This is a genomic window from Streptomyces sp. NPDC111802 (assembly GCF_055634335.1).
In genome coordinates this window covers 74077-98048 of record NZ_JBVKCZ010000018.1, presented here as the reverse complement: position 1 = coordinate 98048, position 23972 = coordinate 74077, and the positions used below count along the sequence as shown (strand labels likewise).

20 protein-coding genes and 1 pseudogene are annotated in these 23972 nt (G+C 70.9%); 8 read left to right on the top strand and 13 right to left on the bottom strand.

From position 1 onward, the window contains the following. Nucleotides 1-83: 83 nt before the first annotated feature. A complete protein-coding gene (locus ACZ7NC_RS21280) occupies nt 84-557 on the top strand; it encodes a DUF1203 domain-containing protein (protein ID WP_471490341.1) in 474 nt (157 codons plus the stop codon). Nucleotides 558-690: 133 nt separating this feature from the next. Here the strand turns inward: ACZ7NC_RS21280 and ACZ7NC_RS21275 are convergent, their stop codons facing one another. After that, on the bottom strand, nt 691-1707 hold the full coding sequence (locus ACZ7NC_RS21275) for an aspartate-semialdehyde dehydrogenase (RefSeq protein WP_471490340.1): 1017 nt from the start codon (nt 1705-1707) through the stop codon (nt 691-693). A gap of 411 nt (nt 1708-2118) precedes the next feature. Between ACZ7NC_RS21275 and ACZ7NC_RS21270 the strand changes: the two genes are divergently transcribed. After that, nucleotides 2119-2667 (top strand): RNA polymerase sigma factor, encoded by a 549-nt coding sequence (locus ACZ7NC_RS21270; protein WP_471490338.1) that lies wholly within the window; start codon nt 2119-2121, stop codon nt 2665-2667. A gap of 1 nt (nt 2668) precedes the next feature. Continuing rightward, nucleotides 2669-3397, top strand: coding sequence for a hypothetical protein (locus ACZ7NC_RS21265; protein WP_471490337.1), 729 nt, complete (start codon nt 2669-2671; stop codon nt 3395-3397). A 54-nt stretch (nt 3398-3451) separates the two neighbouring features. Here ACZ7NC_RS21265 and ACZ7NC_RS21260 read toward each other — a convergent pair whose 3' ends face one another. Next, nucleotides 3452-6736, bottom strand: coding sequence for a S8 family serine peptidase (locus ACZ7NC_RS21260; protein ID WP_471490335.1), 3285 nt, complete (start codon nt 6734-6736; stop codon nt 3452-3454). Nucleotides 6737-6961: 225 nt separating this feature from the next. Between ACZ7NC_RS21260 and ACZ7NC_RS21255 the strand changes: the two are divergent. From ACZ7NC_RS21255 to ACZ7NC_RS21245, 3 genes and pseudogenes are all read left to right on the top strand, one after another. Next, nucleotides 6962-7467 (top strand): annotated as a pseudogene (locus ACZ7NC_RS21255) (NUDIX hydrolase). Between the two features lie 231 nt (nt 7468-7698). Continuing rightward, nucleotides 7699-9492 carry a TIGR03767 family metallophosphoesterase gene (locus tag ACZ7NC_RS21250; protein ID WP_471490334.1) on the top strand — a complete coding sequence of 598 codons (1794 nt, stop codon included), beginning with the start codon at nt 7699-7701 and terminating at the stop codon, nt 9490-9492. Nucleotides 9493-9591: 99 nt separating this feature from the next. Beyond that, on the top strand, nt 9592-10749 hold the full coding sequence (locus ACZ7NC_RS21245; RefSeq protein ID WP_471490332.1) for a serine hydrolase domain-containing protein: 1158 nt from the start codon (nt 9592-9594) through the stop codon (nt 10747-10749). Between the two features lie 2 nt (nt 10750-10751). On the opposite strand, the gene ACZ7NC_RS21240 is transcribed toward ACZ7NC_RS21245, so the two are convergent. Beyond that, on the bottom strand, nt 10752-11120 hold the full coding sequence (locus ACZ7NC_RS21240; protein WP_471490330.1) for a VOC family protein: 369 nt from the start codon (nt 11118-11120) through the stop codon (nt 10752-10754). A 63-nt stretch (nt 11121-11183) separates the two neighbouring features. On the opposite strand from ACZ7NC_RS21240, the gene ACZ7NC_RS21235 reads away from it, so the two are divergent. After that, nucleotides 11184-11642 carry a MarR family winged helix-turn-helix transcriptional regulator gene (locus ACZ7NC_RS21235; protein WP_471490328.1) on the top strand — a complete coding sequence of 153 codons (459 nt, stop codon included), beginning with the start codon at nt 11184-11186 and terminating at the stop codon, nt 11640-11642. A 146-nt stretch (nt 11643-11788) separates the two neighbouring features. On the opposite strand, the gene ACZ7NC_RS21230 is transcribed toward ACZ7NC_RS21235, so the two are convergent. Both ACZ7NC_RS21230 and pepN read right to left on the bottom strand, forming a co-directional pair. Continuing rightward, nucleotides 11789-12838: a hypothetical protein gene (locus ACZ7NC_RS21230; RefSeq protein ID WP_471490326.1), complete on the bottom strand. Its 1050-nt coding sequence runs from the start codon at nt 12836-12838 to the stop codon at nt 11789-11791. 209 nt (nt 12839-13047) lie between these two features. After that, nucleotides 13048-15636: an aminopeptidase N gene (gene pepN, locus ACZ7NC_RS21225; protein ID WP_471490325.1), complete on the bottom strand. Its 2589-nt coding sequence runs from the start codon at nt 15634-15636 to the stop codon at nt 13048-13050. Nucleotides 15637-15781: 145 nt separating this feature from the next. Here pepN and ACZ7NC_RS21220 point away from each other — a divergent pair, with 145 nt between their 5' ends. Beyond that, the gene (locus ACZ7NC_RS21220) at nt 15782-16420 is read left to right on the top strand and encodes a mycothiol-dependent nitroreductase Rv2466c family protein (RefSeq protein ID WP_471490323.1); all 639 of its coding nucleotides are present in this window, start codon (nt 15782-15784) and stop codon (nt 16418-16420) included. A 3-nt stretch (nt 16421-16423) separates the two neighbouring features. On the opposite strand, the gene ACZ7NC_RS21215 is transcribed toward ACZ7NC_RS21220, so the two are convergent. Genes ACZ7NC_RS21215 through ACZ7NC_RS21180 form a run of 8 tightly spaced genes read right to left on the bottom strand, consistent with a single transcriptional unit; the run spans nt 16424 to nt 23971 of the window. Next, the gene (locus ACZ7NC_RS21215) at nt 16424-16597 is read right to left on the bottom strand and encodes a hypothetical protein (RefSeq protein WP_471490321.1); all 174 of its coding nucleotides are present in this window, start codon (nt 16595-16597) and stop codon (nt 16424-16426) included. A gap of 50 nt (nt 16598-16647) precedes the next feature. Then, nucleotides 16648-17703 carry a glycerophosphodiester phosphodiesterase family protein gene (locus tag ACZ7NC_RS21210; protein WP_471490320.1) on the bottom strand — a complete coding sequence of 352 codons (1056 nt, stop codon included), beginning with the start codon at nt 17701-17703 and terminating at the stop codon, nt 16648-16650. Between the two features lie 26 nt (nt 17704-17729). Then, nucleotides 17730-19157 (bottom strand): FGGY family carbohydrate kinase, encoded by a 1428-nt coding sequence (locus ACZ7NC_RS21205; RefSeq protein WP_471490318.1) that lies wholly within the window; start codon nt 19155-19157, stop codon nt 17730-17732. 13 nt (nt 19158-19170) lie between these two features. Further along, nucleotides 19171-20199, bottom strand: coding sequence for a 2-hydroxyacid dehydrogenase (locus tag ACZ7NC_RS21200; protein ID WP_471490317.1), 1029 nt, complete (start codon nt 20197-20199; stop codon nt 19171-19173). Next, nucleotides 20196-21275, bottom strand: a complete 1080-nt coding sequence (locus ACZ7NC_RS21195; RefSeq protein ID WP_471490315.1) for an ABC transporter ATP-binding protein — start codon at nt 21273-21275, stop codon at nt 20196-20198. The genes ACZ7NC_RS21200 and ACZ7NC_RS21195 overlap by 4 nt, the downstream gene beginning before the upstream one ends. Further along, on the bottom strand, nt 21253-22068 hold the full coding sequence (locus tag ACZ7NC_RS21190; protein WP_471490314.1) for a DeoR/GlpR family DNA-binding transcription regulator: 816 nt from the start codon (nt 22066-22068) through the stop codon (nt 21253-21255). The genes ACZ7NC_RS21195 and ACZ7NC_RS21190 overlap by 23 nt, the downstream gene beginning before the upstream one ends. After that, nucleotides 22065-23150: an ABC transporter ATP-binding protein gene (locus tag ACZ7NC_RS21185; protein WP_471490313.1), complete on the bottom strand. Its 1086-nt coding sequence runs from the start codon at nt 23148-23150 to the stop codon at nt 22065-22067. Before ACZ7NC_RS21185 ends, ACZ7NC_RS21190 begins: the two co-directional genes overlap by 4 nt. Further along, complete coding sequence (locus ACZ7NC_RS21180) at nt 23147-23971, bottom strand: carbohydrate ABC transporter permease (RefSeq protein ID WP_471490311.1); 825 nt, start codon at nt 23969-23971, stop codon at nt 23147-23149. Before ACZ7NC_RS21180 ends, ACZ7NC_RS21185 begins: the two co-directional genes overlap by 4 nt. Nucleotide 23972: the final 1 nt, after the last annotated feature.

Below are 23972 nucleotides of genomic sequence, written 5' to 3'. Positions count from 1 at the left end.
GGTCATCCTTCCATGGGACGCGTCCACAGCGCGATGTCCGTTTACCGCCGGTGGCCGGGCCGTGCGCGGGTGAGGCTGGGAGCATGACGACTCATCTCGCACGTGCCATCGAACCGACGGTCCTGAAGGAGCTGCGTTCCGCCGACGACGCGGGGCGCCGCACGGTTCCCGTGACCGACGACGAGGGCGGGGCGCCCCTGCGCTGCTGCCTGCGCCGCAGCGCTCCCGGCGAGCGGATCGCGCTCGTCTCGTACGCCCCGCTGCGTCGGTGGGCGGCGGAGAACGGGGTCGACCCGGGGGCGTACGACGAGCAGGGGCCGGTGTTCGTCCACGCCGAGGAGTGCGGCGGCCCGCACGGGGACGCGCTGCCCTTCGCCCACGCCCACCGCACCGTCCGCCGCTACTCGGCCGACGGGCGGATCCTCGGGGGCCGGCTCGTGGACCCGGGGGCTTTCGAGGAGGCCTTCGCACAGGCCTTCGCCGACCCCGCGGTGGCGGTCGTACATGTGCGGGCCGTGGAGTACGGGTGCTTCCTCTATGAGGTGCGCAAGGGTTAGCTCCCGATCGGCACCGTGCCCCGCCAGCGCATGGCCGAGATCGACGTGGCGCTGCGGCGGCACCTGGCGCTGTGAACGCCAGAAGGGGTGCCCACCGGTGAACGGTGGGCACCCCTTCTCGCGCGTGCGGGCGTCAGCCCTTCAGCTCCGCCGCCACCAGCTCCGCGATCTGCACCGCGTTCAGCGCGGCGCCCTTGCGGAGGTTGTCGTTGGAGACGAACAGGGCCAGGCCGTGCTCGACCGTCTCGTCCTGGCGGATACGGCCCACGTAGGACGGGTCTTGGCCGGCCGCCTGGAGCGGGGTCGGGACCTCGGTGAGGGCCACGCCGGGGGCGCCGGCGAGCAGCTCCTTGGCGCGCTCCACGCTGATCGGGCGGGCGAAGCGGGCGTTGATCTGGAGGGAGTGGCCGGAGAAGACCGGGACGCGTACACAGGTGCCGGAGACCTTCAGCCCGGGGACCTCCAGGATCTTGCGGGACTCGTGGCGGAGCTTCTGCTCCTCGTCGGTCTCGTGCAGGCCGTCGTCGACGATGGAGCCGGCCAGCGGAAGGACGTTGTACGCGATCGGCGCGACGTACTTGTTCGGGGCGGGGAACTCCGCCGCCGAGCCGTCGTGGGTCAGGTTGGGCGCGTCGTCGCCGACCTTCTTGACCTGCTCGAACAGCTCGTCCACGCCGGCCAGACCGGAGCCGGAGACGGCCTGATAGGTGGCGACGACGAGGGCCTCCAGGCCCGCCTCGGCGTGCAGCGGCTTCAGGACCGGCATCGCGGCCATCGTCGTGCAGTTCGGGTTGGCGATGATGCCCTTGGGGCGGTCGGCGATCGCGTGCGGGTTCACCTCGGAGACGACCAGCGGCACCTCGGGGTCGCGGCGCCACGCCGAGGAGTTGTCGATCACCACGGCGCCCTGCGCGGCGACCTTGGGCGCCAGCGTCTTCGAGGTCGAGCCGCCCGCCGAGAACAGCACGATGTCCAGGCCGGAGTAGTCGGCCGTCGCCGCGTCCTCCACGGTCACGCCGTCCAGGACCGAGCCCGCCGAGCGGGCCGAGGCGAACAGACGCAGCTCGGTGACCGGGAAGTCGCGCTCCTTGAGGATCCTGCGCATGACCGTGCCGACCTGACCGGTGGCTCCGACGATTCCGACCCTCACGGCGACTCCTTCTACGTGGCTTGTCTGTGTCTGCGGCATGGCTGAGGCGTTTCCATCATGCGGTCAGCCTTGGTCCGCCTGTCCAATCCTTTGACCGGGATGCCCGAACAACGGAACGCGACGGACCCCGGGGCCAGGCTCCGGATCTACGGCTCCCACCCGGGCTGAGCTGGAGAAATTCACCCTACGGCGGCCCCGCGCCGCAAGCTCGCCTGCCCGCGCGCCACGGACCTACGCGGCGGTGTGACGTACGCCTCTGTACTCCACCGTCCGCCACCGTCGTCCTCCACCGTCCGTCATCGTCGTCCTCCACCGTCCGTCATCGTCGTCCTCCACCGTCCGCCATCGGGAGATCGCGCCGAACGTTTTGGCCCGCCCCGGCGTCATAGGCACAACACGGCGAGGGGAGGGGTGGCTGTGCTGCGCAGAAAGGCCCGCCGCGGCCAGGGGGGCGGTGCCGTCCGGGACGTACTGGGGGATCCGCTGGACGCGGCCCAGGAGCGTCGGGTGCGGGCGGTGCTCGCGCTGGGCGGGGTGCCGCAGGCGGACCTGCCGGACGGGGTACAGCAGGTCCGCCTGCGGTTGCTGGAGCGGGCCGCGAGCGGCCATGAGGCGCCGCGGGACGTGTCGGCGTGGGCGGCGGTCGTCGCCTCCAACCTCGCCATGGACTGGCACCGAGCAAAGAAGCGCCAGGAGCGCCTCGGCGAGCGGCTCGCCTCCCTGCGCCAGCTGGAACACCCCTCCGGCGAGGACAGCAGCCTGCTCTCCCTCGCCGTCGCCCGGGGCCTGGACGAGCTGCCCGACACCCAGCGTCAGGTCCTGGTCCTGCGCTTCTACGGCGATCTCCCGGTGCGCGACATCGCCGAGGAGCTCGGCATCCCGGAGGGCACGGTCAAGAGCAGGCTGCACACGGCGGTACGGGCCCTGCGCGCCCGCCTGCACGAGGACGAGGTGGTGTGACGTGACCGCCGAGAACGAAGGCCGTACCGGCGCGGACGCGCTGATGGCCGCGATCACCGACGAGCCGCTCACGGACGAGGCCCGCGCGGACGCCGCTTTCATGGCCGAGCACCGGTCGGCCGCGGCCGACGTGGCGCTGCTGCGGGAACAGCTGGGCCTCATCGGTGACGCGCTCGCCGGACAACCGGCCCCCGTCCCGGAGCGCGAACCCGCCCCCGTACGGCAGTCCTCCCGCGCCCGGCGCCGGGTCTTCGCCGTCGCTCTGGGGAGCCTCGCCGTCGCCGTCGCCGCGTCCGTGCTGGTCGGCATGGGGTGGCTGCTGACGCGGACCGGGTCCGACGACACGATGAGCTCGGGCGGGGACGCGGCCGCCGACAAGCAGTCCTCGCCGGAGGGCGGCACCGGCTTCGGCAGCCCCCGCTATCTCGCGTGCTCCCGCGTGGTCGCCGAGGGAAGGGCCAGCTCCGTCGAACGGGTCCCCGGTACGGAGTCGCTGCGTGTCACCCTCCGGATGACCCGCTACTACAAGCCGGACAAGGGCGATCGGGAGCTGACCTTCGTGGTCGACGAGAACCTCGTCCCCGGCCTGCGCGAGGGCGACGAAGTGCTCATCGGCATCCCCCGGGGCGCCCGCCGGCCCGACTTCTGGGCGGTCGGCGAGCAGGACATCGCCCCCGAACGGGCCTGGATCACCGCCTCACTCCGCGAGGCGCGCGAGCTGACCTGCTGACGAGAAGAGGGCGGGCGCCCGCACGGACGCCCGCCCTCAAAGCCGTACCAGGGACTACGGCGTGACCTTCTCGATCTTCACGCTGCCGGTGCCCGCGACCGTGCCGCGCGCGTTCAGCAGCTGGACCTGGCCGAAGAACTCACGGCCCTCCGGCGCGGGCGCCAGCGCGGTGACGCTGCCGGCGACCGTGGCCGACTCACCCGTGCCGAGCTTCACCGGCGACCCGTCGACCGTGACGGAGCCGAGCGCGGCGGAGAAGAACACGTCCAGGTAGTCGTACGCCGTCGAGCCGCTCGGCACCGCGTAGCCGATCACCTCGACGCTGTACTTCCCGGCGGCCGGCTTCGCCACCGAGACCGCCTCCTCCGAGTCACCGTCGGCGGAGCTGCCGACCTCGGTGCCGGACGCGTCGCGCACGACCAGGTCGAGGTCAGCGGCCGCGTCGGAGACGTTGCCGATGGAGACGTCCAGCGACGTGGCGCCCTCGGGCACGTCGACCGTGGTGGTCTGCGTGACGCCCTCGGTGATGGTCGGGCGCGCCGTCTTCGACGAGCCGAGCGGGCCGCCGGCCAGCTTGCCGTCGAGCGCGGCGTAGTTGTTGGTCACCTTCCAGGAGGCGGCGGTCGGCGTGCCGACCTTGGCCTCGGGGATGGTCACGGTCTCCGGGTCGAAGGCCGCGCCGAGGACGGTGACGTCCAGCTTGTAGGGGTTGTCGAGCAGCGGCGACGTACGGCGCGACTCGACCTCGATCTCCCAGACGCCGGGCTGCGGGTCGGCGTAGGCACGCACGTCCGGCTTGCAGCCGTTGCCGGCGAGGTAGTTGTTGTAGCAGTACGGGGTGCCTGTGGTGTCCGACGGGGTGCCGTACGGGTGGATGGCGATGAACCGGGTCTGGCTCTTGTCCTTCAGCCCGCCGATCGCGACCTCCAGCGACTTCGCGCCCTCGGGGACGGTCACGAAGTACGACTTGGTGCTGTTGCGCTGCACCGAACCGGACGCCGAGTAGCTGTACTTGAGCGGCTCGGAGACCACGACGGTGTTGAGGACCTGCTTGTCGATGCCCTCGGTGCGCGGGTCGTCGACCTCCAGGATCGCGCTCTTGATGCCCGCCGAGGACGGCTTGGCGGCGACCTTGACGGTGACCGGCTTGTTCAGGCCGAGGCTGATCTCGTCGGAGCCGACGACGGAGAAGGTGCCACCGGCGTTGTTCTCGAAGTACAGCTCGTGCCGGATCGCCCTGTCCGCACCGGACGTACGGGTGATGGTGACGTCGTACGTCCTCTTCTGCCCGGCCTTCAGGCCGCCCTCACGGTCGTAGACGCCCGTGCCGAAGCCCGGCGTCTTCAGGAACTGGTCTATGGCGGTGTCGACCGGCGCCTTGACCGTGTACTCGTGGGCGGTGGCGCCGTCGCGGATCGAGTCCCAGGCGTCCACGATGTTGATGAGGCCGGCACCCTCCTCGTACGCCTGAACACCCGTGATGTGGTCGGCGGTCGAGGTCAGCGCGGTGCGCAGCTTCGCCGGGGTGAGGGCGATGCCCTTCTGCTTGGCGGCCGACAGGAGCAGCGCGCTCGCGCCCGCCGCCTGCGGGGACGCCATCGAGGTGCCCTGGAGCATGCCGTAGCCGGCCGGCAGCGAGTAGCCCGACTCGGCGACCGGGGCGCCCGGCAGCCAGGTCTGGATGGTGTTGATCGCGGCGCCCGGCGCGGACAGCGTCGGGGTGAAGCCGCCGTCCTCACGCGGACCGCGCGAGGAGAACGGCATCATCGCGTACGGCTTGGACACGACCGAGCCGTAGTTGGCGGCCCAGGTCTCCTTGGAGATGGTCGCGCCGACCGAGATCACCTTGCTCGCCAGGCCCGGGTCGCCGATGGTGTTGGCGCCGGGGCCGGAGTTGCCGGCGGATATGACGAGCTGGACGCCGTAGGTGTCGATGAGGCGCGTGTACAGCTCGGCGCGGGCGTTGTTGCCGTCGTTCAGCGCCGGGAGACCGCCGATGGACATGTTGACGATGTCGACGCCACGGTTGACGACGAGGTCGATCATGCCCTCGGTGAGCGCGACGTTGGTGCAGCCGCCGGTCCAGGTGCAGGCACGGGACGCGACGAGCTTCGCGCCCGGCGCCGCGCCGTTCATCCGGCCGCCGAACAGGCCGTTCGCGGCGGTGATGCCGGCGACGTGGGTGCCGTGCTCGGACTCGATGACGCCGATGTTGACGAAGTCGCGCTTCTGGCCGACCCAGTCGCCGCCCAGCGGGTCCATCGGCACGTCCTTGCGGATCTGCACGACGAACGGCTGGCGCTCGGCGACGTCGGTGGCCGGGTCGTCGGTGCCGAAGTACCCGATCTGGTAGCCGTCCTTGTACGGCTTCATCGGGGTGTCGTCACCGAAGTCGTTGTTGTTGTTCAGGTCGACCCGGACGGTGCCGTTCGCGGCGTCGTACAGGACGCCCCAGGAGTCGGTCTTGTCGCCGTCGCGGTTGGCGTCGCCCGCCGCGTCGCCCCCCGTGGTGTACGACTCCAGGAAGGTGCTGACCTGGTAGGAACCGGCCGGCGCGGTCCAGGTCTTGCCGCCGTAGGTGAAGGTGGGCCCGGAGACGGAGGTCACCATCGGGCGCCAGGTGCGGTCGCTGTCGAGCAGCGGGTCGGTGGCGGTGACCCAGTCGACTATCTTCCGCTCGCCGGTCGTGGTCTTCTGCAGCGCCGGGTGGGCGAGGTCGATGCCGGAGTCGAGGATGCCGATGGTGATGCCGCGGCCGTCCGCCTTCGGATTGTCCTCGACGAAGTCGACGGCGCCCGTCTCGAAGGACGGGTTGTACGGGTTCTCGGCCGGGGTCCGCTTGCCGGGTGCCGGATACGAGGTCGCCGCGGCCGTCGACGCCTTGGTGTCGACGGCGGGGTCCTCCAGGGGTATCTCCTCGCGCAGGTCGATGCCGTGCACCGAGGAGAGCTTCGCGGCGGCCGCGATGGCCTTGTCGGCCTTGCCGGTGGGGACGGTAGCCCGGACATAGCCGAGCTTGTCGTAGGTACGGCCCACAGAGCCGACCGCGTCCAGCTCCTCGGCGACCTGCTCGGTCTGGCCGGGAGCGGTCGCGATCATCATCGTGACGTTCTTGTCGCCGTCGGCCTTGGCCTCGGCGAGCAGATCGGCGTCGTCCGAACCGAGCTTGTCATGGGCGGACTTGACACTCGGGTCCGTCGCGGCGGGCGTGGGGTCCGCGGCTACGGCCATGGGTATCGGCCCGGCCGCGGAGAGCGCGGCGACGAGACCGGCGGCCACGGCTATGCAGGCCGCGCGTCTCGCGCCCGGCCTCGGTTCGCGCTGGGGGCTGTTGATCATCGGCATCCCTTGTAGGTAAAGGAGCATCGGCCGTCCGGAATGCGATCCCGGACGACCGCACAGCTTTATGCAAGGGAAGGATGTTTGGGAAGAGTTGACCGAATCGAAATGGACGGATGGGGAAAACCCGCGATAGATAAGGGGCAGATGACGTAAAAGGGGTGAGCAGCCCGTACCACCGGAAATTCATCTGCAGATTCTGCGCCGACCGACTAACGTCCCCACGTGCGGAAGAAGTTGAGGGTGGCGGCCTACGCCATATGCGTTCGTGACGGACAACTCCTCCTCGCCCGTTCCCCGGCGCCCCGCGGCGGCTTCGAGTGGGTGCTGCCCGGCGGCGGCATGGAGCACGGCGAGGATCCCTACGACACGGTCGTGCGGGAGGTGGAGGAGGAGACCGGCTACCTCGTCGAACCCACCGGGCTGCTCGGCGTCGACTCCTTCCACCACGTCTTCCCGGGCCGCCTCGGGCGAAGCGTCGACCACCACGGCGTACGCCTCGTCTACGAGGCCCGGATCACCGGCGGCGAACTGCTCCCCCACCCTCGAACCGGCTTCGCACGGCTCGGGCGGGAGGTACCCCCATCGAGGCCAATGGCTCCACCGACATGGCGGCCTGGCATCCGATGGACCGGGTGCCGGAGCTGACCCGTGTCTCCATGGTCGACAAAGGGCTGTCCCTGTGGCGTGAGCGGCCGGCGGCGGGGCGGATCCAGGTCGCCGGGAATTAGCTTCACTACCCCGAAAGATGAACACGGAGTGACCGCCTCCCGGCCGTTCGAGGAGCGGCCGTGGACGCGGAAGGTAGCCCAAGATCCACGTACGGTGATCGGCGCTGCCCGTTGCCGTCATGTTCATGCGCAGGTCATTCCCGCTGCCAACGATCCACAGTGAGCGGGCCGTTCGCGAGAGCGACTGCCCGTGACCACTGCCGACGCGTTCGCACTCGGGGGGATCGCGCCATGCCGCGCATACGCTCTGTCGCCAGCTCCGCGCTGGGGGTCCACCGCCGTACCCTGCTCGCCGCCACCGGAGCGGTGTCGCTCTCCGCGGGCCTCGGATACGCCCTGCGGCCCACGGACAGCGAGGCCGCCACCACCAACGGCGCCGCGAGCGCGCCGGGCGCCGGTACGGCCGACGCCGCCGCCGCGGAGGCGCCCGTCGGTGCCTCCCGCAGGGTGCCGGTCGCGCTCGCCCCGTACACCAGGGGCACCACCGTCGCGAGCGTCGCCACCGCGCAGGGCAGCGGCGGCTACCGCCGGCTCGGCGACGGTCCCGGCTGGAAGCGGGTCGTCCGCGAGAACCTGGCGGCCGCCAAGTCGGGGCGCGAGAGCCGGCGCACGGCGCTCGCCGCCTTCGTACAGCTCACCGATCTGCATCTGATCGACGCCCAGCACCCGCTGCGCCTGGAGTACCTGCGCTCCACGGACGTGCACGCCTGGCGCCCGCAGGAGGCGCTGACCGTGCCGGGCGCCGTCGCGCTCGTCGAGCGGATCAACGCGCTGCGGGGCGCCCCCGTCACCGGCGCCCCGCTCCACTTCGCCATGACCACCGGCGACAACACGGACAACAACGCCAAGTCCGAGCTGGAGTGGTTCCTCACGGTGATGAGCGGTGGCCGGGTCACCCCCAACACCGGTGACCCGCGGCACTACGAGGGCGTCCAGAACAGCGGCCTGAAGCTGTACTGGCAGGCCGACGACAGCGTCCGCGACGCCGACAAGCAGCTCGGCTTCCCGCACATCGACGGCTTCCTGGCCGCCGCGATCCGTCAGTTGCGCAGCCCCGGCCTGAGCATCCCGTGGTACTCGACGGTCGGCAACCACGACGCGATGCCGCTCGGCACCTACGCCTCGCACAGCGACTCCTACCTCACCGACCTGGCCGTCGGCGGCAAGAAGCTGATGAACGTCTCGGCCGCCGACGCCAAGAAGCTCCAGGACTCCCTCAAGCAGGACAAGGACCCCAGGGGCACCGTCTTCAAGGACTTCCTCAAGGCCCACGCCCGTTCCATGCGCTCGGTCACGCCGGACGAGAGCCGGGCGCCGTTCACGCCGAAGGAGTACGTCCGCGCCCACCTGGACCCGGCCTTCCGCGGCCACGGCCCGGTCGGCCACGGCTACTCCACGGCCAACCTCGACGCCGGCACCCAGTACTACAGCTTCCGGATCGCCGACGACGTCATCGGCATCAGCCTGGACACCACCGACGCGGGCGGCCACTACGAAGGGTCCATCGGGGCGGCCCAGTTCAACTGGCTGGACAAGACGCTGCGCGACAACAAGGACTCGTACGCGATCGTCTTCAGCCATCACACCAGCGGGACGATGGACAACCTCCGCCGCGACCCGGCCCGCCCGAACGAGCGGCGCGTGGGCGGCGCCGAGCTGGTCCAGCTGCTCGGCAGCCACCGCAACGTCCTGGCCTGGGTGAACGGCCACATCCACAAGAACGTCATCACCCCGCACTCCGCCGCCGGCGGGCGCGCCTTCTGGGAGATCTCCACCGCCTCCCACGTGGACTTCCCCCAACTCGCCCGGATCATCGAGGTGGTGGACAACAAGGACGGCACGATCTCGCTGTTCACCACGCTGATCGAGTCCTCGGCCCCGCACCGCACCAGCTTCACCGACCTCTCCCAGACGGGCCTGGCCGCCCTCTACCGCGAGCTGTCCCTCAACGCCCCCGGCGCGAGCACCAAGCTGGCCGGCGACCGCAAGGACCGCAACACGGAACTGGTGCTCAAGAAGGGCTGAATCATGCTCAACTGCCGTATCTCCGTTCAACCTTCGTAGCAGGCGCCCGGTCTCTCCCCCCGACCACGCTCGATGAGAGCGCGCAGAAGGGGGAGAGACATGAGCGTACGTACGACCCGCACGACCCGCACGGCTCTCGTGGCGACGACGGCGGTGGCGCTGTCGGCCGCCCTCGCGGCGCCCGCGCTGGCGGCGGCACCCGCCGCAGCCGGCCACGAGGCGACCCGCGAGGCCGTCAAGGCCGCCGTGCGGGCGGGCGTCCCCGGGGTGACGGTGACGGCGAAGGACGGCCACGGCACCTGGTCGGCCACGGCGGGCGTCGGCAACCTGAGGACGGGGGAGCCGCGTTCGGCGGAGGACCGCTACCGGGTGGGCAGCATCACCAAGACCTTCGTCGCCACCGTGCTGCTCCAGCTGGAGGGGGAGGGCAGGCTGTCGCTGGACGACACCGTGGACAAGTGGCTGCCGGGCCTGGTGCGGGGCAACGGCCACGACGGCGGCCGGGTCGCCCTCCGCCAGCTCCTCAACCACACCAGCGGCATCTACAACTACACGGCGGACGAGGACTTCGGCCGCACGTACTTCCTCAAGGACGGCTTCTTCGAGCACCGCTACGACACCAAGAAGCCCGAGGAACTGGTCGCCGTCGCCATGACCCACAAACCGGACTTCGAGCCGGGCACCTCGTGGAACTACTCCAACACCAACTACGTCCTGGCCGGCATGGTGATCGAGAAGGCCACCGGCCGTCCCTACGGCGCCGAGGTCCACGACCGCATCGTGGGGCCGCTCCACCTGACCGGCACTTCCCTCCCGGGCACGCGCGTGACGGTACCGGGGCCCAGCAGCCGGGCCTACTCCAAGCTGGCCGAGACGGCGACGGGACCGACGTACGACGTCACGAGGATCAACCCGTCCATCGCCTACTCGGCCGGCGAGATGATCTCCACCTCCACCGACCTGGGCCGCTTCTACACGGCCCTGCTGCGCGGCAAGCTCCTGCCCCGCAAGCAGCTGGCCGAGATGACCACGACCGTCCCCGTCAACGAGCGCAACGGCTACGGCCTCGGCCTGATGAAGTCCGAGCTGTCCTGCGGAGTCACCGTCTGGGGCCACGGCGGCGGCATCCACGGCTCGACCTCCGAGGCGGCCACCACCAAGGACGGCCGCCACTCCCTCGCCTTCAACCTCAACGGCGACTGGTCGGGGGACACGGGGGCGGTGATCGAGGCCGAGTTCTGCGGAGGGGGCCGGTGACGTCAGGCGCGGTCGTGGAGAGTGACGTGGTAGCCGTCGGGGTCGGCGAAGGTGAAGGTCCGGCCGAAGGGGCCGTCAATCGGGGCGGAGACGATGGTGTGACCGTCGGCGACGAGAGCATCGTGGATGGCCTGGACGTCGGTGGCGTGGAGCCAGATCGCGGCACCGATGCCGGGCTGGGCAACGGACTCGAGATCGGTGCCGGGAATGACGTCGCGGAGTGCGAACGCGATCGGCTTCGTCTCGAAGACGACGGCGTGCGGAGGTCCGGCCTGCGACCGGACGAGGCCGAGGTACTGCTCGTAGAACGCCTGCGAAGCGTCGAGGTCGCGCGCCTGGAGCGAGATGAAGTCGGGGCCGGTGGCGGGCATGATGATGCTCCTTCTCTTCGTGTCAGATTCCTGACACAGGCCAATGTATGTCAGACTTCTGACATGAGTCAAAACGGTGCCGGCGTCGACCTGGACAAATCACTGGGCTACCTGCTGAAAGAGGCTTCGAGCGCCCTGCGCGCAGCCATGGAGGAGGTGCTGCGGCCACTCGGGATGAGCGTGACGCACTACTCCTGCCTCGAGCTGCTGGCTCAACGGCCGGGCCTGTCGAACTCCGAGCTCGCGCGGGGCGCGTTCGTGACGCGGCAGACGATGAACGTGCTGCTCCAGGCCCTGGAACGGGACGGCTACGTGACCAGGCCCGCGGAGGCGCCCGTCGGGAAGGTTCTTCCCGCGCGGCTCACGCCGCGCGGCCGACGGAGCCTGGAGAAGGCGACCGTGGCGGTCCGGTCCGTCGAGGTCAGAATGCTGGCCGGCATGACGGAGGCCGAGCAGTTGGACGCGTTCCGGATCCTGCGGAGCATGATTCATTCCCTGCGCGACGGCAACGAGGGTGCATAGTCCGGGACCGTGGCCTGATCGTCGAGGTGCCGGCGGTCAGTGACGTGACCGGGTGGGCTTCGTGCCGGCGGCACGAAGAGGGGCCGCCGGTGCAAGGCCCGGCGGCCCCTCCTCTCCCCTCCTGATGCTGCCTTCGCGGTCCGTCACTACCTCGGCAGCACCACGACATACGCGGCCGGATCACGGTCCGCCGCCGCCATCAGGGCCGTACGGACCACCGCGGCCTGCTGTTCCATCGCGTCCCGGAGCTTCTTCGGTGTGACGTACACGACCGTGATGCCCAGGCGCTCCAGGTGCTCACGCTTGCGGGCGTACTCGGACCACAGGGCGTCGTCGTCCTGGCGCGGGGCCCGGGTGTCCAGTTCCACCGCCACCGCCTGCTCCGGCCAGTAGGCGTCCAGGCCGCCGAGGTGGGGGCCGCCCGGCAGGCGCAGGTCCACGTTCCAGACCGGGTCGGGCAGGCCGTACTCGTGGACCATCGTGTACAGCCGGTCCTCCGCGATCGCCCGGCCCTCGGCGAGCAGGGAGTCCACCGCGTCCACCACGTGCGGGCGGCTCAGCAGCTTCGCCTGGCTCAACTCCCGTACTACCGACGCCGGTTCGCAGTGGCCGCCGCGCACGGCCTCGGTCAGCAGCCGGCGTACGGCGCTCGCGTCCGTGAGTTCGGCGACCGCGTCGGCCAGGGCGCGCGGCACCGGGGCCACCGGGAGGCCGGTGACCTGCTGGGGCGTGGGCAGCGCGCCGGTGCGCAGGATGCGGGCGCAGCCCGTGGAGCGCAGCCGGCGCATCCGCGGGACCAGCACGTCGATGGTGTCCAGGGCGGTGAGCGGCGGCGTCGCGGAGAAGCCGTGCAGGGTCAGTGCCGCGAGGCCCGTGATCATCGCCTCGGCGTAGGCGGGGGCCGCGTGTCCCTCGCCCGTGTTCGGCTGGGGCGGCACCCCGGACGTGCGGTCCCGTGCCGCGTACATGAGCACCGCGTGCAGGCGCTCCTCGCTGGTCGGCGGGCCGGGGTGGAGCAGGAAGACGCCGGGGAGGATCTGCTGCCAGGGGCCGCCGGGGCGGCACTGCGCGCCCATCTCGGCGGGCGCGACGCCGTGCGACTTCAGCTGAGCGGTCGTCATGACGCGGCGGCGGACTTCGGAGAGATGACGCAGGGGGCGGGGGGACAGCGGGGAGAGCGGGGTGTTGTGGTTCATGACCCGGAGGTTCCCGCGCTCGATCCGGCCTTTAACCGCTGTTACACGCCCGTCGACAAATGCGGACAACATGGCACTAAAGGACGGGTGTTCGGGTGCCGAGTAGGCACCGAAAACCCCTGGTCCGATCGGGTGGGACCAGGGGTTACGGCTGCTATTGCCTGAATTCCGTAACGGTCACGCAGGGCCGAGACCGTTGGCCAAAGGTCTTAGTCGGTTGACGCCGCCGCGTCACACGCCTGGCCCCGCAGCCCCCGCGCCAGATCGTCCCGCGCCTCCAGCACCAGCCGCCGCAGCGCCGGAGCCGCGTCCTCGTGCGCCGCCAGCCACGCGTCCGTCGCGTCCAGCGTGGCCTGCGACTGCTGGAGTCCCGGGAACAGCCCGCGGACCACGTCCATGCCGATCTGGATGGACCGTTCGGCCCACACCCGCTCGATGGCCGCGAAGTACTTGTCGGCGTACGGCGCGAGCAGCTCCCGCTGCGACGGCTGACCCCAGCCCCCGATCGTCGCCTCGACCAGCGCGTTCGACAGCGCGTCCGACTCCACGACCTGCGCCCACGCCTGCGCCTTCACCGCCTCCGACGGCCGCGCGGCGAGGCAGCGGACCTGGTGGCGCTTGCCCGAGGCGGTGTCGTCACGGGCCAGTTCGGCCGCCAGCAGCGACTCGTCGGCCGCCCCGTGTGCGGCCAGCGGCTCCAGGAACGCCCAGCGCAGTTCCTGGTCGACCGCAAGTCCCGTGATCGTCTCGGTGCCTTCCAGCAGACCGCGCAGCAGCTGGAAGTCCTGCTCGCCGGTCGCCGCCGACGCGAAGAAGCGCGCCCACGCCAGCTGGTGCTCGCTGCCCGGCTCGGCGGCCCGCAGCTCCCGCAGCGCGCCCTCGGCCACCAGGCGCCGGCCCTGCGGTCGCCACCGCGGTGCCGCGTAGTGGACCAGAGAGGAGTTCGCCCACGCGTGCAGCATCTGGAGCACGCCGATGTCGGACTCGCGCCCCGCGAACCGCAGCACCAGGTCCACGAAGTCACGGGCCGGCAGCAGCGCGTCCCGCGTCATGTTCCATAGCGCCGACCAGCACAGGGCGCGGGCCAGCGGGTCGGTCATGTCGCCGAGCGCGGCACGCAGCGTCGCCAGCGACGTCTCGTCGAAGCGGGTCTTGCAGAACGTCAGGTCGTCGTCGTTGACCAGCACCAGCTCCGGCGCCTCGGCACCCGCCAGCTCCGTCACCACCGTCCGGGGCCCGTCGACGTCCACCTCGGTGCGCGCGTACCGCTCCAGGGCCCCGTCGGCGCCCCGCCGGTACAGCCCGACGCCGATCCGGTGCGGCCGCAGCTCCGGGTGCGACTCGGCGGCCTCCTGGAGCACCGCCAGCTCGCTCACCCGGCCCTCGCCGTCCAGCAGCACCTGCGGGGTCAGCGAGTTCACGCCCGCCGTCTGCAGCCAGGACCGCGCCCACGCGCCCATGTCCCGGCCACTGGTCTCCTCCAGCACGGACAGCAGATCGCCCAGGCGCGTGTTGCCGTACGCGTGCCGCTTGAAGTAGCGCCGCGCACCCTCCAGGAACGCGTCCTGGCCGACGTACGCCACCAGCTGCTTCAGGACGGAGGCGCCCTTGGCGTAGGTGATGCCGTCGAAGTTGAGCTTGGCGTCCTGGAGGTCGCGGATGTCCGCCGTGATCGGGTGCGTGGAGGGCAGCTGGTCGGCCCGGTAGGCCCACGCCTTGCGGCGGTTGGCGAAGGTGATCCAGGCGTCCTTGAAGCGGGTCGCGCCGACGTTCGCGAACGTGCCCATGAAGTCCGCGAAGGACTCCTTCAGCCACAGGTCGTCCCACCACACCATGGTGACCAGGTCGCCGAACCACATGTGCGCCATCTCGTGCAGGACGACGTTGGCCCGGCCCTCGTACGACGCCCGCGTCACCTTGCCGCGGAAGATGTACTCCTCGCGGAAGGTCACCATCCCCGGGTTCTCCATCGCGCCGAGGTTGTACTCGGGCACGAACGCCTGGTCGTACTTCCCGAAGGGGTACGGGTAGTCGAAGTGGTCGTGGAAGAAGTCCAGGCCCTGCTTGGTGACCAGGAAGATGTCGTCGGCGTCGAAGTAGGGCGCGAGGCCCTTGCGGCACATGGCGCCGAGGGGGATGTCGAGTGTCGTGCCGTCGGCGAAGGTACGGGAGTACGAGTCCGTGACGTAGTGGTACGGACCCGCCACGACACAGGTGATGTACGTCGAGATCGGCTTGGTCTCCGCGAACTTCCAGATCCCGTCGGCCAGTTCACCGGCCCCGTTGCTCCACACCGTCCATCCCTCGGGCGCCCGCACCTCGAAGCGGAACGGCGCCTTGAGGTCCGGCTGCTCGAAGTTCGCGAAGACCCGGCGGGAGTCGGCCGGCTCGTACTGCGTGTAGAGGTAGACCTCGCCGTCCTCGGGGTCGACGAAGCGGTGCAGGCCCTCACCCGTGCGGGAGTAGGCGCACCGGGCGTCGACGACGAGCTCGTTGTCCGCGGCCAGGTCCTCCAGGGTGATCCGCGAGCCGTCGAAGACCTCGCTGGGATCCAGGTCCTTGCCGTTGAGGGAGACGGCCGTCACGCTCGGCGCGATCAGATCCGCGAAGCTCGTGGCGCCGGGTTCGGCGCAGCGGAAACGGATCGTGGTGACCGAGCGGAAGGTGCGCGGCGCCCCCTCTTCCCGGCCCTCGTCGCCGAGGGCGGAACGCACGTCGAGGAACACGTCGTACCCGTCGACGGACAGCAGGGCGGCCCGCTCCCGGGCCTCGTCGCGGGACAGATTCTCACCGGGCACGGGTGGCACTCCCTGGGTGTGTTCAGTATGCGGACAGCCCGATCCTGCCATGCGCCCCCGCCGCGCGGCACGGGGGAATGGCCGGGCGAGCAGCGGTGTTCCCCGAGAGGTTCAGCTGAGACCTGCTTGCCTCATGAGGAGAGACATGTCGGACAAGACCCCCGTCGACTTCTGGTTCGACCCGCTGTGCCCCTGGGCCTGGATGACCTCGCGCTGGGTGCTGGAGGTGGAGAAGGTCCGCGACATCGAGGTGCGCTGGCATCTGATGAGCCTGGCCGTCCTCAACGAGGACAAGCTCGACGAGCTGCCCGAGCAGTACCGCGAGCTGCTGGAGACCAAGGCGTGGGGCCCGGTCCGGGTCGTCATCGCCGCGCAGGAGGAGCACGGCGCCGAGGTCCTCGGCGACCTCTACACCGCGCTCGGCACCCGCATCCACAACCAGGGCGAGGGCCCGTCCAAGGATGCGGTCGCCGCCGCCGTGAAGGAGGTCGGCCTGCCCGACTCCCTCATGGACCACTGGGACGGCACCCCCTACGAGCCCCAGCTGCGCGCCTCCCACAAGGAGGGCATCGACAAGGTCGGCCAGGAGGTCGGCACCCCGGTCATCGCCGTCCCCGGCGCCGACGGCGAGCAGATCGCCTTCTTCGGCCCGGTCGTCACCCCGGCCCCCAAGGGCGAGGACGCCGCGAAGCTGTGGGACGGCACCCTCGCCGTGGCCTCCGTGCCGGGCTTCTACGAGATCAAGCGGACGCGCACCAAGGGCCCGGACTTCAGCAACCTGTAGGGGTCACTTCGCCTCTGTGACGGCGGCCTGGATCTTCAGCTCCTCCGGGAGCAGGCCGCCGTCGCTCTGTTTGTACCAGGGCTGGTACCAAGGGCAGCCCTCGGCGGTGCAGCGCCACAGATCTCCACGATCCGCCTTGATCGCGGCCAGCTCCTCGCGGGTGAGCGGCCTGAACACCTGCGGGCGGCTGCCACCACACGTCCGGCAATGCTTGTCCCGGAAAAACATCAGCCCCTCCTAGCCATCACCGCCAGATCCGGGAAGTCGCTCACCACCGCGTCGACCCCCAGCCCGTAGTACAGCGCGTACTCGGCGAACGCGTCCCCGAAATCGTTCGCTCCGGTACCGCGCCGCAGGTCCGCCGGCAGGAACTGGTTCTCCGCCCGGAAGGTGTACGGCCCCACCCGCAGCCCCGCCGCATGCGCGTCCGCGACGAGGGACGTGCCGAGCACCGACGACTTGTCCGGCCCGATCCACTGCGCGTACCCGGCGATCCGCGCCAGCCCCGCCGGGGTCATCATGTCCCGGTACGTCGTCGGATCACCGGCCGAGACCAGGTCGTACGGCCCACCCGTGGTCCCCAGCGCCTGCCACAGCGGCACCCCCAGCCGCTGCGCCGCGATCCGCTTCAGGCTCGTCGGCTCGAAGGACTGCACGACACACTCGCGCGGGCCCAGCCGGTTCCGCCGGATCGCCCGCGCCAGCTCCGGCTCCAGGGGCAGGCCCAGGGCCCGGAAGTACGTCGGATGCTTGGTCTCCGGGAAGACGGCGATCGTCCGGCCGTACGCCTTCGACAGCCCGCGCGCCAGGTCGACGACCTCTTGGAAGGTGAGGACCTGGTCGCGGCCGTCGAACACCGTGTTGCGGTTGCGGACCAGCGGCAGCCGCTCCACCGCCCGCAGCGTCCTCAGCTCCGCCAGCGTGAAGTCCTCGGTGAACCAGCCGGTCACCGCCCGCCCGTCCACCGTCTTCGTCGTACGGCGGTCCGCGAACTCCGGGTGCGCGGCCACGTTCGTCGTCTGCGAGATCTCGTTCTCGTGCCGGACGACCAGGACGTGGTCCTTCGTCGGGACGAGGTCCGGTTCGATCCAGTCGGCTCCGGTCTGCACGGCGTAGGTGTAGGAGGCCGCCGTGTGTTCGGGGCGCCAGCCGGCCGCGCCGCGGTGACCGATGACGACCGGCCGCGTCGGAGGGCGGGGGCCGGCGGTCGCCGGCGTGGGTACGGCCGCGGCCGCCGTGGTGCCGGCGGCCGCGAGCAGCAGGGATCTACGTCTCGGATGCATGCGACTCCCTTTCCTCATACGGCTCTTCAGGCGCGTCGTGCCCGGTCGCGCGCCTCGGTCAGTCGGGCCAGGTGGTCCTCGTACGCCCGCGTGTAGTACGCCGCCCGCGCCCCGTCCGGCTCGACGACCGCCGTCGGCCGTGTCCACGCCTCGGCGTCCAGCGCCACCCCGTACCGCTCCGCCGCCGCCAGCACGGCCCCCCGCGCGCCCACCTCGCCCTCGACAACCCTGAGCGGGCGCCCGAGGACGTCCGCGAGCAGCCGCATCCAGGCCGGGCTGCGCGTACCGCCACCGCACACGGCCAGCGTCCCGCTGAGCCCCGCCGCCTGAAGGCAGTGCCGGGCGGCGTAGCCGATGCCCTCGCAGGTCGCCCGGACCAGATCGGCACGGGTCGACTCCAGGGAGACACCGGTCAGTTCGGCGCGCAGCCGGGGCTCGACGAAGGGCGCGCGCTCACCCGAGGGCGCGAAGTACGGCAGCACCCGCACTCCGTGCGCCCCCGGCGGGGTCTCGGCCAGCAGCCCGTCGACCTCGTCGTGCCGGACGCCCGTCGTCGACAGCACCCAGTCCAACGCCGCCGTACCGACCATCGCCGGCATCGCGCGCAGCCAGTGGTCGGGGCGGTCGGTGTTGATGTACAGGCCGGCCGGTTCGCCGGTCAGGTCGAGGTCGGTGGTCGCGACGAGGCTGGCCAGACAGGTGCCGACGATGAGCAGCCCGTCGCCGGGGGAGGTCACGCCCGCGCCCAGGGCGCAGGCCGGCAGATCGTAGGGCCCGTTCGCGATCCTCGTCCCGGCCGGGAGCCCCTCGCCGCGTGTGAGGGCGGTCGCGACCGGGTCGCTGACGGGGGCGAGGAGGCCGCGCCGGTGGGTGAGGCCGAGCAGCTCCACGACCCGGTTGTCGTACGTCCGGGTACGCGGGTCGAGGAAGGGCATCGAGGCGTCCGACACATCCGTCGTCGGCCCCGCCCCCGTCAGCCGCTGGAACACCATGTCCTTGCAGTACAGGGCGGCCCTGGCGGCATCCAGCGCCTTCGGCTCATGGCTGTCCAGCCACGCCAGCAGCGGCCCCGGACAGCCCGGGAACATCGCACTCCCGGTCCGCCGGAACACCGTTTCGAACGTGCCGTCCGCCAGCCAGCGGTCGACCAGTTCATGTGCCCGCCCGTCCATCCAGGAGGCCGCCGCCCGCACCGGACGCCCCTCGGCGTCCACCAGCCACACCCCGTCGCCCTGTCCGGTGAGCCCGGCCAGCTCGACCGGTTCGGGAGCGTGTTCCGTGACCTCGTCGAGGACGGCGACGACCGCCCCGTACACCTCCTCCATGTCCTGCTCGACGACCCCGCCGTGCAGGGCGAGCGCCACCGGGCGGGCGGCGACGGCCAGTTCATGGCCGGAGCCGTCGAAGGCCGCCGCCTTGACCGTGGACGTGCCCACATCGATACCGACGTACATAACGCCTCCCGGCTCAGGTCAGACAGTGCGCCAAGTGCTCCCCACGCGCCCAGCGCCCCACTTCCGCGGCCGCGATCCGCGCCGCCTTCTCCGCGACCGCGCGGGACGCTCCTCCCAGATGGGGGGTCAGTACGACGCGGTCGGCAAGGGCACGCAGTCGCGAGTCCGGTGGCAGCGGCTCCCGTGCGTAGGTGTCGAGCGCCGCCGCCGACAGGTGCCCGCTCGCCAGCGCGTCGCACAGCGCCTCCTCGTCCAGCAGGGGGCCGCGGGCCACGTTCACCACCACAGCGCCCTCCGGCAGCAGGGCCAGTTCGCGGGTGCCGATCAGGCCGCGCGTCTCGGGGGTGAGACGGGCGTGCAGGGTGATCACCCGGGACTGCCGGAGCAGGTCGTCGAGTGCGGCGACCCGCAGGCCGTGGATCTCACCGTGGACGTACGGGTCGTACACCATCACCCGCGCTCCGAAGGCGCAGAGCGCGCGCGCGACCCTGCTGCCCACCGCCCCGTAGCCGACCAGCCCGACCGGCAGGTCCTCCAGCTCCATACCGCTGTGCTCGTAGGTGTAGTAGGTGGCCCCCTCCCAACTGCTCAGCCGGGCGAGGAGGTCATGGGACTGGGGGATCCGGCGCAGGGCCGCCAGCATCAGTCCGACCGTGAACTCGGCCGTGGCGGCGGCGTTGCGGCCGGGGGCGAAGCACACCCGCACGTCCCTCCGCTTGGCCGCGTCCAGGTTGACGTTCACCGGGCCGCCCCGGCAGACGACCACCAGCCGCAGATCCGGGCAGGCGTCGAGGACGCGTTCCGTCACCGGGCCCATCTGGGTGACCAGCACCTGCGCGCCCGCGAGCGCGTCGATCAGCTCGTCCTCCGCGTCGCTCGCCTCCGTCACCTCGGCCACCGGACCGAAGGGTTCCAGCGGCCAGCCGAGGGTCAGTTCACCGATGTCGCAGGCGAGTTCACGGTCGAGCGCCTCCCGGATGAGCGACGGCAGGACGAAGTGGTCGCCGGCGGCCACCACGCGCACACGGTTCCCGTTGGTCATCGCAGGGAGTCTCCTGTCTCGGCGTCGAAGACATGGGTGAGGTGAGGGTCGGCGGTCACGTGCACACGGTCGTCGTGGGCGAGACGGACCTCGGGGTCGGTGAGGGCGACGAGGGGGTGTTCGACACCGTCGAGCGCGAGCGTCGCGATGCCCGACTCCAGGAGGGGCTCGTGGGCCACCACCCGGGCGCCGAGGCCGTTGTCGCCCGTCAGGGTCAGGTCCTCCGGGCGGATACCGACCACCACCTCCCGGCCCGCCGCCACCGGCGCCGGCAGCGCGATCCGCACGGTGTCGGAGAGGCGGGCGTGGGCGTCGTCCGTCGCCACGCCGGGGAGCAGGTTGATGGCCGGTTCGCCGACGAAGTCCGCGACGAAGAGGTTGGCGGGGCTGTCGTAGATCTCGTACGGGGTGCCGAGCTGCTGGATCACGCCGTCCTTCATCACGGCGATCCGGTCGGCCAGGGAGAGGGCCTCCTCCTGGTCATGGGTGACCAGGATGGTGGTGTGGCCCAAGTCCCGCTGGATGCGCTTGAGTTCGCGTCGTGTCGTGTCGCGCTGGGCGGCGTCCAGGTGGGAGAGGGGCTCGTCGAGGAGCAGGACGTCCGGTTCGCGGATCAGGGCGCGGGCCAGGGACACGCGCTGCTTCTGGCCGCTGGACAGGCCCGCGGGGTGGGCGTGGAGGATGGCGGTGAGATCGACGCGCTCGGCGATCTCCTTGACCTTGCGGTCGGTGTCACCGCGCTGAGCCCTCTTGCGCGCTCGCAGCCCGAAGGCGAGGTTCTCCGCCACCGTCAGCGGCGGATACAGCGCGTAGTTCTCGAACGCGACCCCGATGTTGCGCTGCTGCGCCGGTCGGTCGATCACCGACGCCCCGCCCACCAGGATGTCCCCGCCGGTCACCGTCTCCAGCCCGGCGATCATGCGGAGGGTGGTGGACTTTCCGCAGCCCGACGGGCCCAGGAGGCCGAGCAGCTCGCCGGAGCGCAGGTTCAGGTCGATGCCGCGTACGGCGTCCACCGCCGGGCGGCCCCGCGCACGGTAGGTCTTGCGCAGTTCACGTAGCTCCAGCTCGGTCATCGCTGCCCTTCGTCGCGCATACCTCATAACGGACCTTGTGCTCGTCCAGGTCCCGCAGCGCCTCCGCCGACGCCCCGTCGTCCACGAGGAGCAGGTCGAAGCGGGACAGGGGGACCACCCGGTGCAGGGCGACCCGGGCGAGCTTGGTGTGGTCGATCAGCAGGATGTTGCGGGCGGCCGCGTCGAGCATGGCCCGCTTCACCGACACGATGTGCTGCTCCTGGTGATAGGCGTAACCCCCGCGCACCGCCGACGTCGACGCGAAGCAGACGTCCACGCGCAGCTGCTCGATCGCCTCCACGCAGGACACGCCGAGGAAGGACGAGTGCAGCGGGTCGTAGTCGCCGCCGAGGGCCATGAGGTGGATGCCGCGCTGGTCGGAGAGGAGATTGATCGCCTCCAGGAAGTTGGTGACGATCGTGAGCGGCGTGATCTCGCCCAGCCGCAGCCCCCGGGCTATCTCCAGGGTGGTGGTGGAGTCGTCCAGCATGATCGCCATGCCGGGCTCGATCAGCTTCAGCGCGTGGTCGGCGAGGGCTGTCTTCTCGGTGCGCATGGTCTTCAGCCGGTACTGGACATTGGACTCGAAGACCCCGGAGGGCTGCGCGGTCACGCCGCCCCTGAACTTCCTTACGATGCCCTGCCGTTCGAGCTCGTCCAGGTCCCGGTGGATGGTCATCAGGCTCACCCCGAACCGCTCCGCCAGCTCGGCGGCCGTGGCCGACCCGTCGGCGAGGACCTGCTCGGCCATGGCGGCCTGACGGGCGGCGGGGCCCTGCTGTGCGTTGTTCATCGCGCGATCCTTCGTCCTGGACGCTCCGGCCGGTCGGCCTCGAACAGCAGCAGGTTCTCAGGCCGGACCGACAGTCGTACCGGATCGTCGGGACGAAGACCGGCCGCCTCGCCGCGCGGGGCGACCAGCGACAGATGCCGCTCGCCGAGCCGGACCGTGACCTCCACGGACCGGCCGAGCACCTCGGTGACGTAGACCGTGCCGGTGAGCTCGTGCCCGGACCCTTCGCCGAGGGTGAGATCGCGTGGCCGGACCCCGATCAGCACCTCCGTCCCGACGGGGGCCTTGGCGCCGAGCGGCAGCTCGACCTTGCCGTCCGCCGAGCGGAAACCGCCGTCGGTCGTGACGGCCCCCGGCAGCAGGTTGATCCGCGGGCGCCCGAAGGCCCGCGCGACCTCGGTGTCGTAGGGCTGGTACCAGATCTCCTCCCGGGTCCCCGTCTGCACGATCCGTCCGTCCCGGATGACCCCGATCCGGTCGCCGAGCGCGAGCGCCTCGACGGAGTCGTGGGTGACGTAGAGCGTGGTGGTGCGCTTCACGGCCCCGATCGCCTTCAGTTCCGCCCGCATCCGCTGGCGCAGCTTGGCGTCCAGATGAGACAGGGGCTCGTCGAGGAGGAAGGCACGGGCGGGGCGGACCAGGACGCGGCCGAGGGCGACACGCTGGCGCTGGCCGTTGGACAGCCGGCCGACCGGCCGGTCCAACAGCGCCGATATTCCGAGGAGTTCGGCCACCTCGCCGATCCGCTCCCGGGCCTGCGCGGCGGGGAGGCGGTGGCGTGGGGAGCGGAGCGGCGAGGCGAGATTGTCGTAGGCCGACTTGTGCGGGTAGAGGGCGTAGCTCTCGAAGCACATCGCCACGCCACGGTCGTAGGGCTCGACACCGTCCATGTCCTTGCCGTCGAGTTCGACCGTGCCGGCGTCGGGGAGTTCCAGCCCGGCGACGGTCTTCAAGGTCGTGGTCTTCCCGGCGCCCGACGGGCCGAGCAGGCAGAAGAACTCACCTTCCCGCACGTCCAGTTCCAGCCCGTCGAGCGCGGTGACCTTGCCGTATGTCTTCCGGACACCTCGGAGCCGGATCATGACTTCACCGCCCCGAACGACAGCCCGCGCACCAGATACCGCTGGATGGTGAGGGCCAGCAGCAGGGGCGGTACGACGGAGACGAGCGCGGCGGCGGCCGTGAGGTTGTACTTGGGGCGGTCCCCGCCGAGGAAGGACAGGGCGCCGACGGTCACGGTCTGGGCCTCGTTGGAGGTGAGGATCAGCGGGAAGACGAAGTTGTTCCAGGCGAAGATGAAGGCGAGCAGGGACACCGCCGCGACCCCCGGCTTGACCAGCGGGAGAGCCACCTTCACGAACGCCTGCTTGCGGGTGTATCCGTCCAGCAGCGCCGCCTGCTCCAGCTCGGGTGTGAGGTCGGCGAAGTAGGACCGCATGATCCACACGATCAGCGGGAGCGTGACCAGTTGCAGCACCCACACCATGCCGACGTAGGTGTCGAACAGACCGAGCTTCTGGTACAGCACGAACAGCGGGATGATCACGGTGAGTTCGGGCGCGAACCGGAACGACAGCAGCGTGAACATCAGGTTCTCGGAGCCCTTGAACCGCCAGCGCGCCGAGGCGTACGCGGCCGGCAGTCCGACCAGGAGCGACAGCACGACCGCTCCGACCGACACCACCAGGCTGTTGACGAAGAACCGCACGAACGGGATCCCCTCGCTGTCGCCGAGGACCGTGCGGTAGCCGTCGAGGGTGGGGGAGAAGGAGAAGTAGGTGGAGAAGAGCTGGTTCGCGGGCTTCAGGGACAGGATCACCATCCAGGCGATCGGGAACAGCGCGAAGACGAAGTAGAGCACGAGGGCGGCGTCGGCCAGCCACCCCAACAGGCGTTTCCTCATG

Bases quoted from the DNA above. Each gene is read 5' to 3' on its own strand.
- ACZ7NC_RS21230 (WP_471490326.1), bottom strand. From the start codon at position 12,838: ATGAACCACAACACCCCGCTCTCCCCGCTGTCCCCCCGCCCCCTGCGT.
- ACZ7NC_RS21240 (WP_471490330.1), bottom strand. From the start codon at position 11,120: ATGCCCGCCACCGGCCCCGACTTCATCTCGCTCCAGGCGCGCGACCTC.
- ACZ7NC_RS21180 (WP_471490311.1), bottom strand. From the start codon at position 23,971: ATGAGGAAACGCCTGTTGGGGTGGCTGGCCGACGCCGCCCTCGTGCTC.
- ACZ7NC_RS21205 (WP_471490318.1), bottom strand. From the start codon at position 19,157: ATGTACGTCGGTATCGATGTGGGCACGTCCACGGTCAAGGCGGCGGCC.
- ACZ7NC_RS21195 (WP_471490315.1), bottom strand. From the start codon at position 21,275: ATGACCGAGCTGGAGCTACGTGAACTGCGCAAGACCTACCGTGCGCGG.
- ACZ7NC_RS21185 (WP_471490313.1), bottom strand. From the start codon at position 23,150: ATGATCCGGCTCCGAGGTGTCCGGAAGACATACGGCAAGGTCACCGCG.
- ACZ7NC_RS21280 (WP_471490341.1), top strand. From the start codon at position 84: ATGACGACTCATCTCGCACGTGCCATCGAACCGACGGTCCTGAAGGAG.
- ACZ7NC_RS21220 (WP_471490323.1), top strand. From the start codon at position 15,782: ATGTCGGACAAGACCCCCGTCGACTTCTGGTTCGACCCGCTGTGCCCC.
- ACZ7NC_RS21200 (WP_471490317.1), bottom strand. From the start codon at position 20,199: ATGACCAACGGGAACCGTGTGCGCGTGGTGGCCGCCGGCGACCACTTC.
- ACZ7NC_RS21260 (WP_471490335.1), bottom strand. From the start codon at position 6,736: ATGATCAACAGCCCCCAGCGCGAACCGAGGCCGGGCGCGAGACGCGCG.
- ACZ7NC_RS21250 (WP_471490334.1), top strand. From the start codon at position 7,699: ATGCCGCGCATACGCTCTGTCGCCAGCTCCGCGCTGGGGGTCCACCGC.
- ACZ7NC_RS21190 (WP_471490314.1), bottom strand. From the start codon at position 22,068: ATGAACAACGCACAGCAGGGCCCCGCCGCCCGTCAGGCCGCCATGGCC.
- ACZ7NC_RS21210 (WP_471490320.1), bottom strand. From the start codon at position 17,703: ATGCATCCGAGACGTAGATCCCTGCTGCTCGCGGCCGCCGGCACCACG.
- ACZ7NC_RS21245 (WP_471490332.1), top strand. From the start codon at position 9,592: ATGAGCGTACGTACGACCCGCACGACCCGCACGGCTCTCGTGGCGACG.
- ACZ7NC_RS21235 (WP_471490328.1), top strand. From the start codon at position 11,184: ATGAGTCAAAACGGTGCCGGCGTCGACCTGGACAAATCACTGGGCTAC.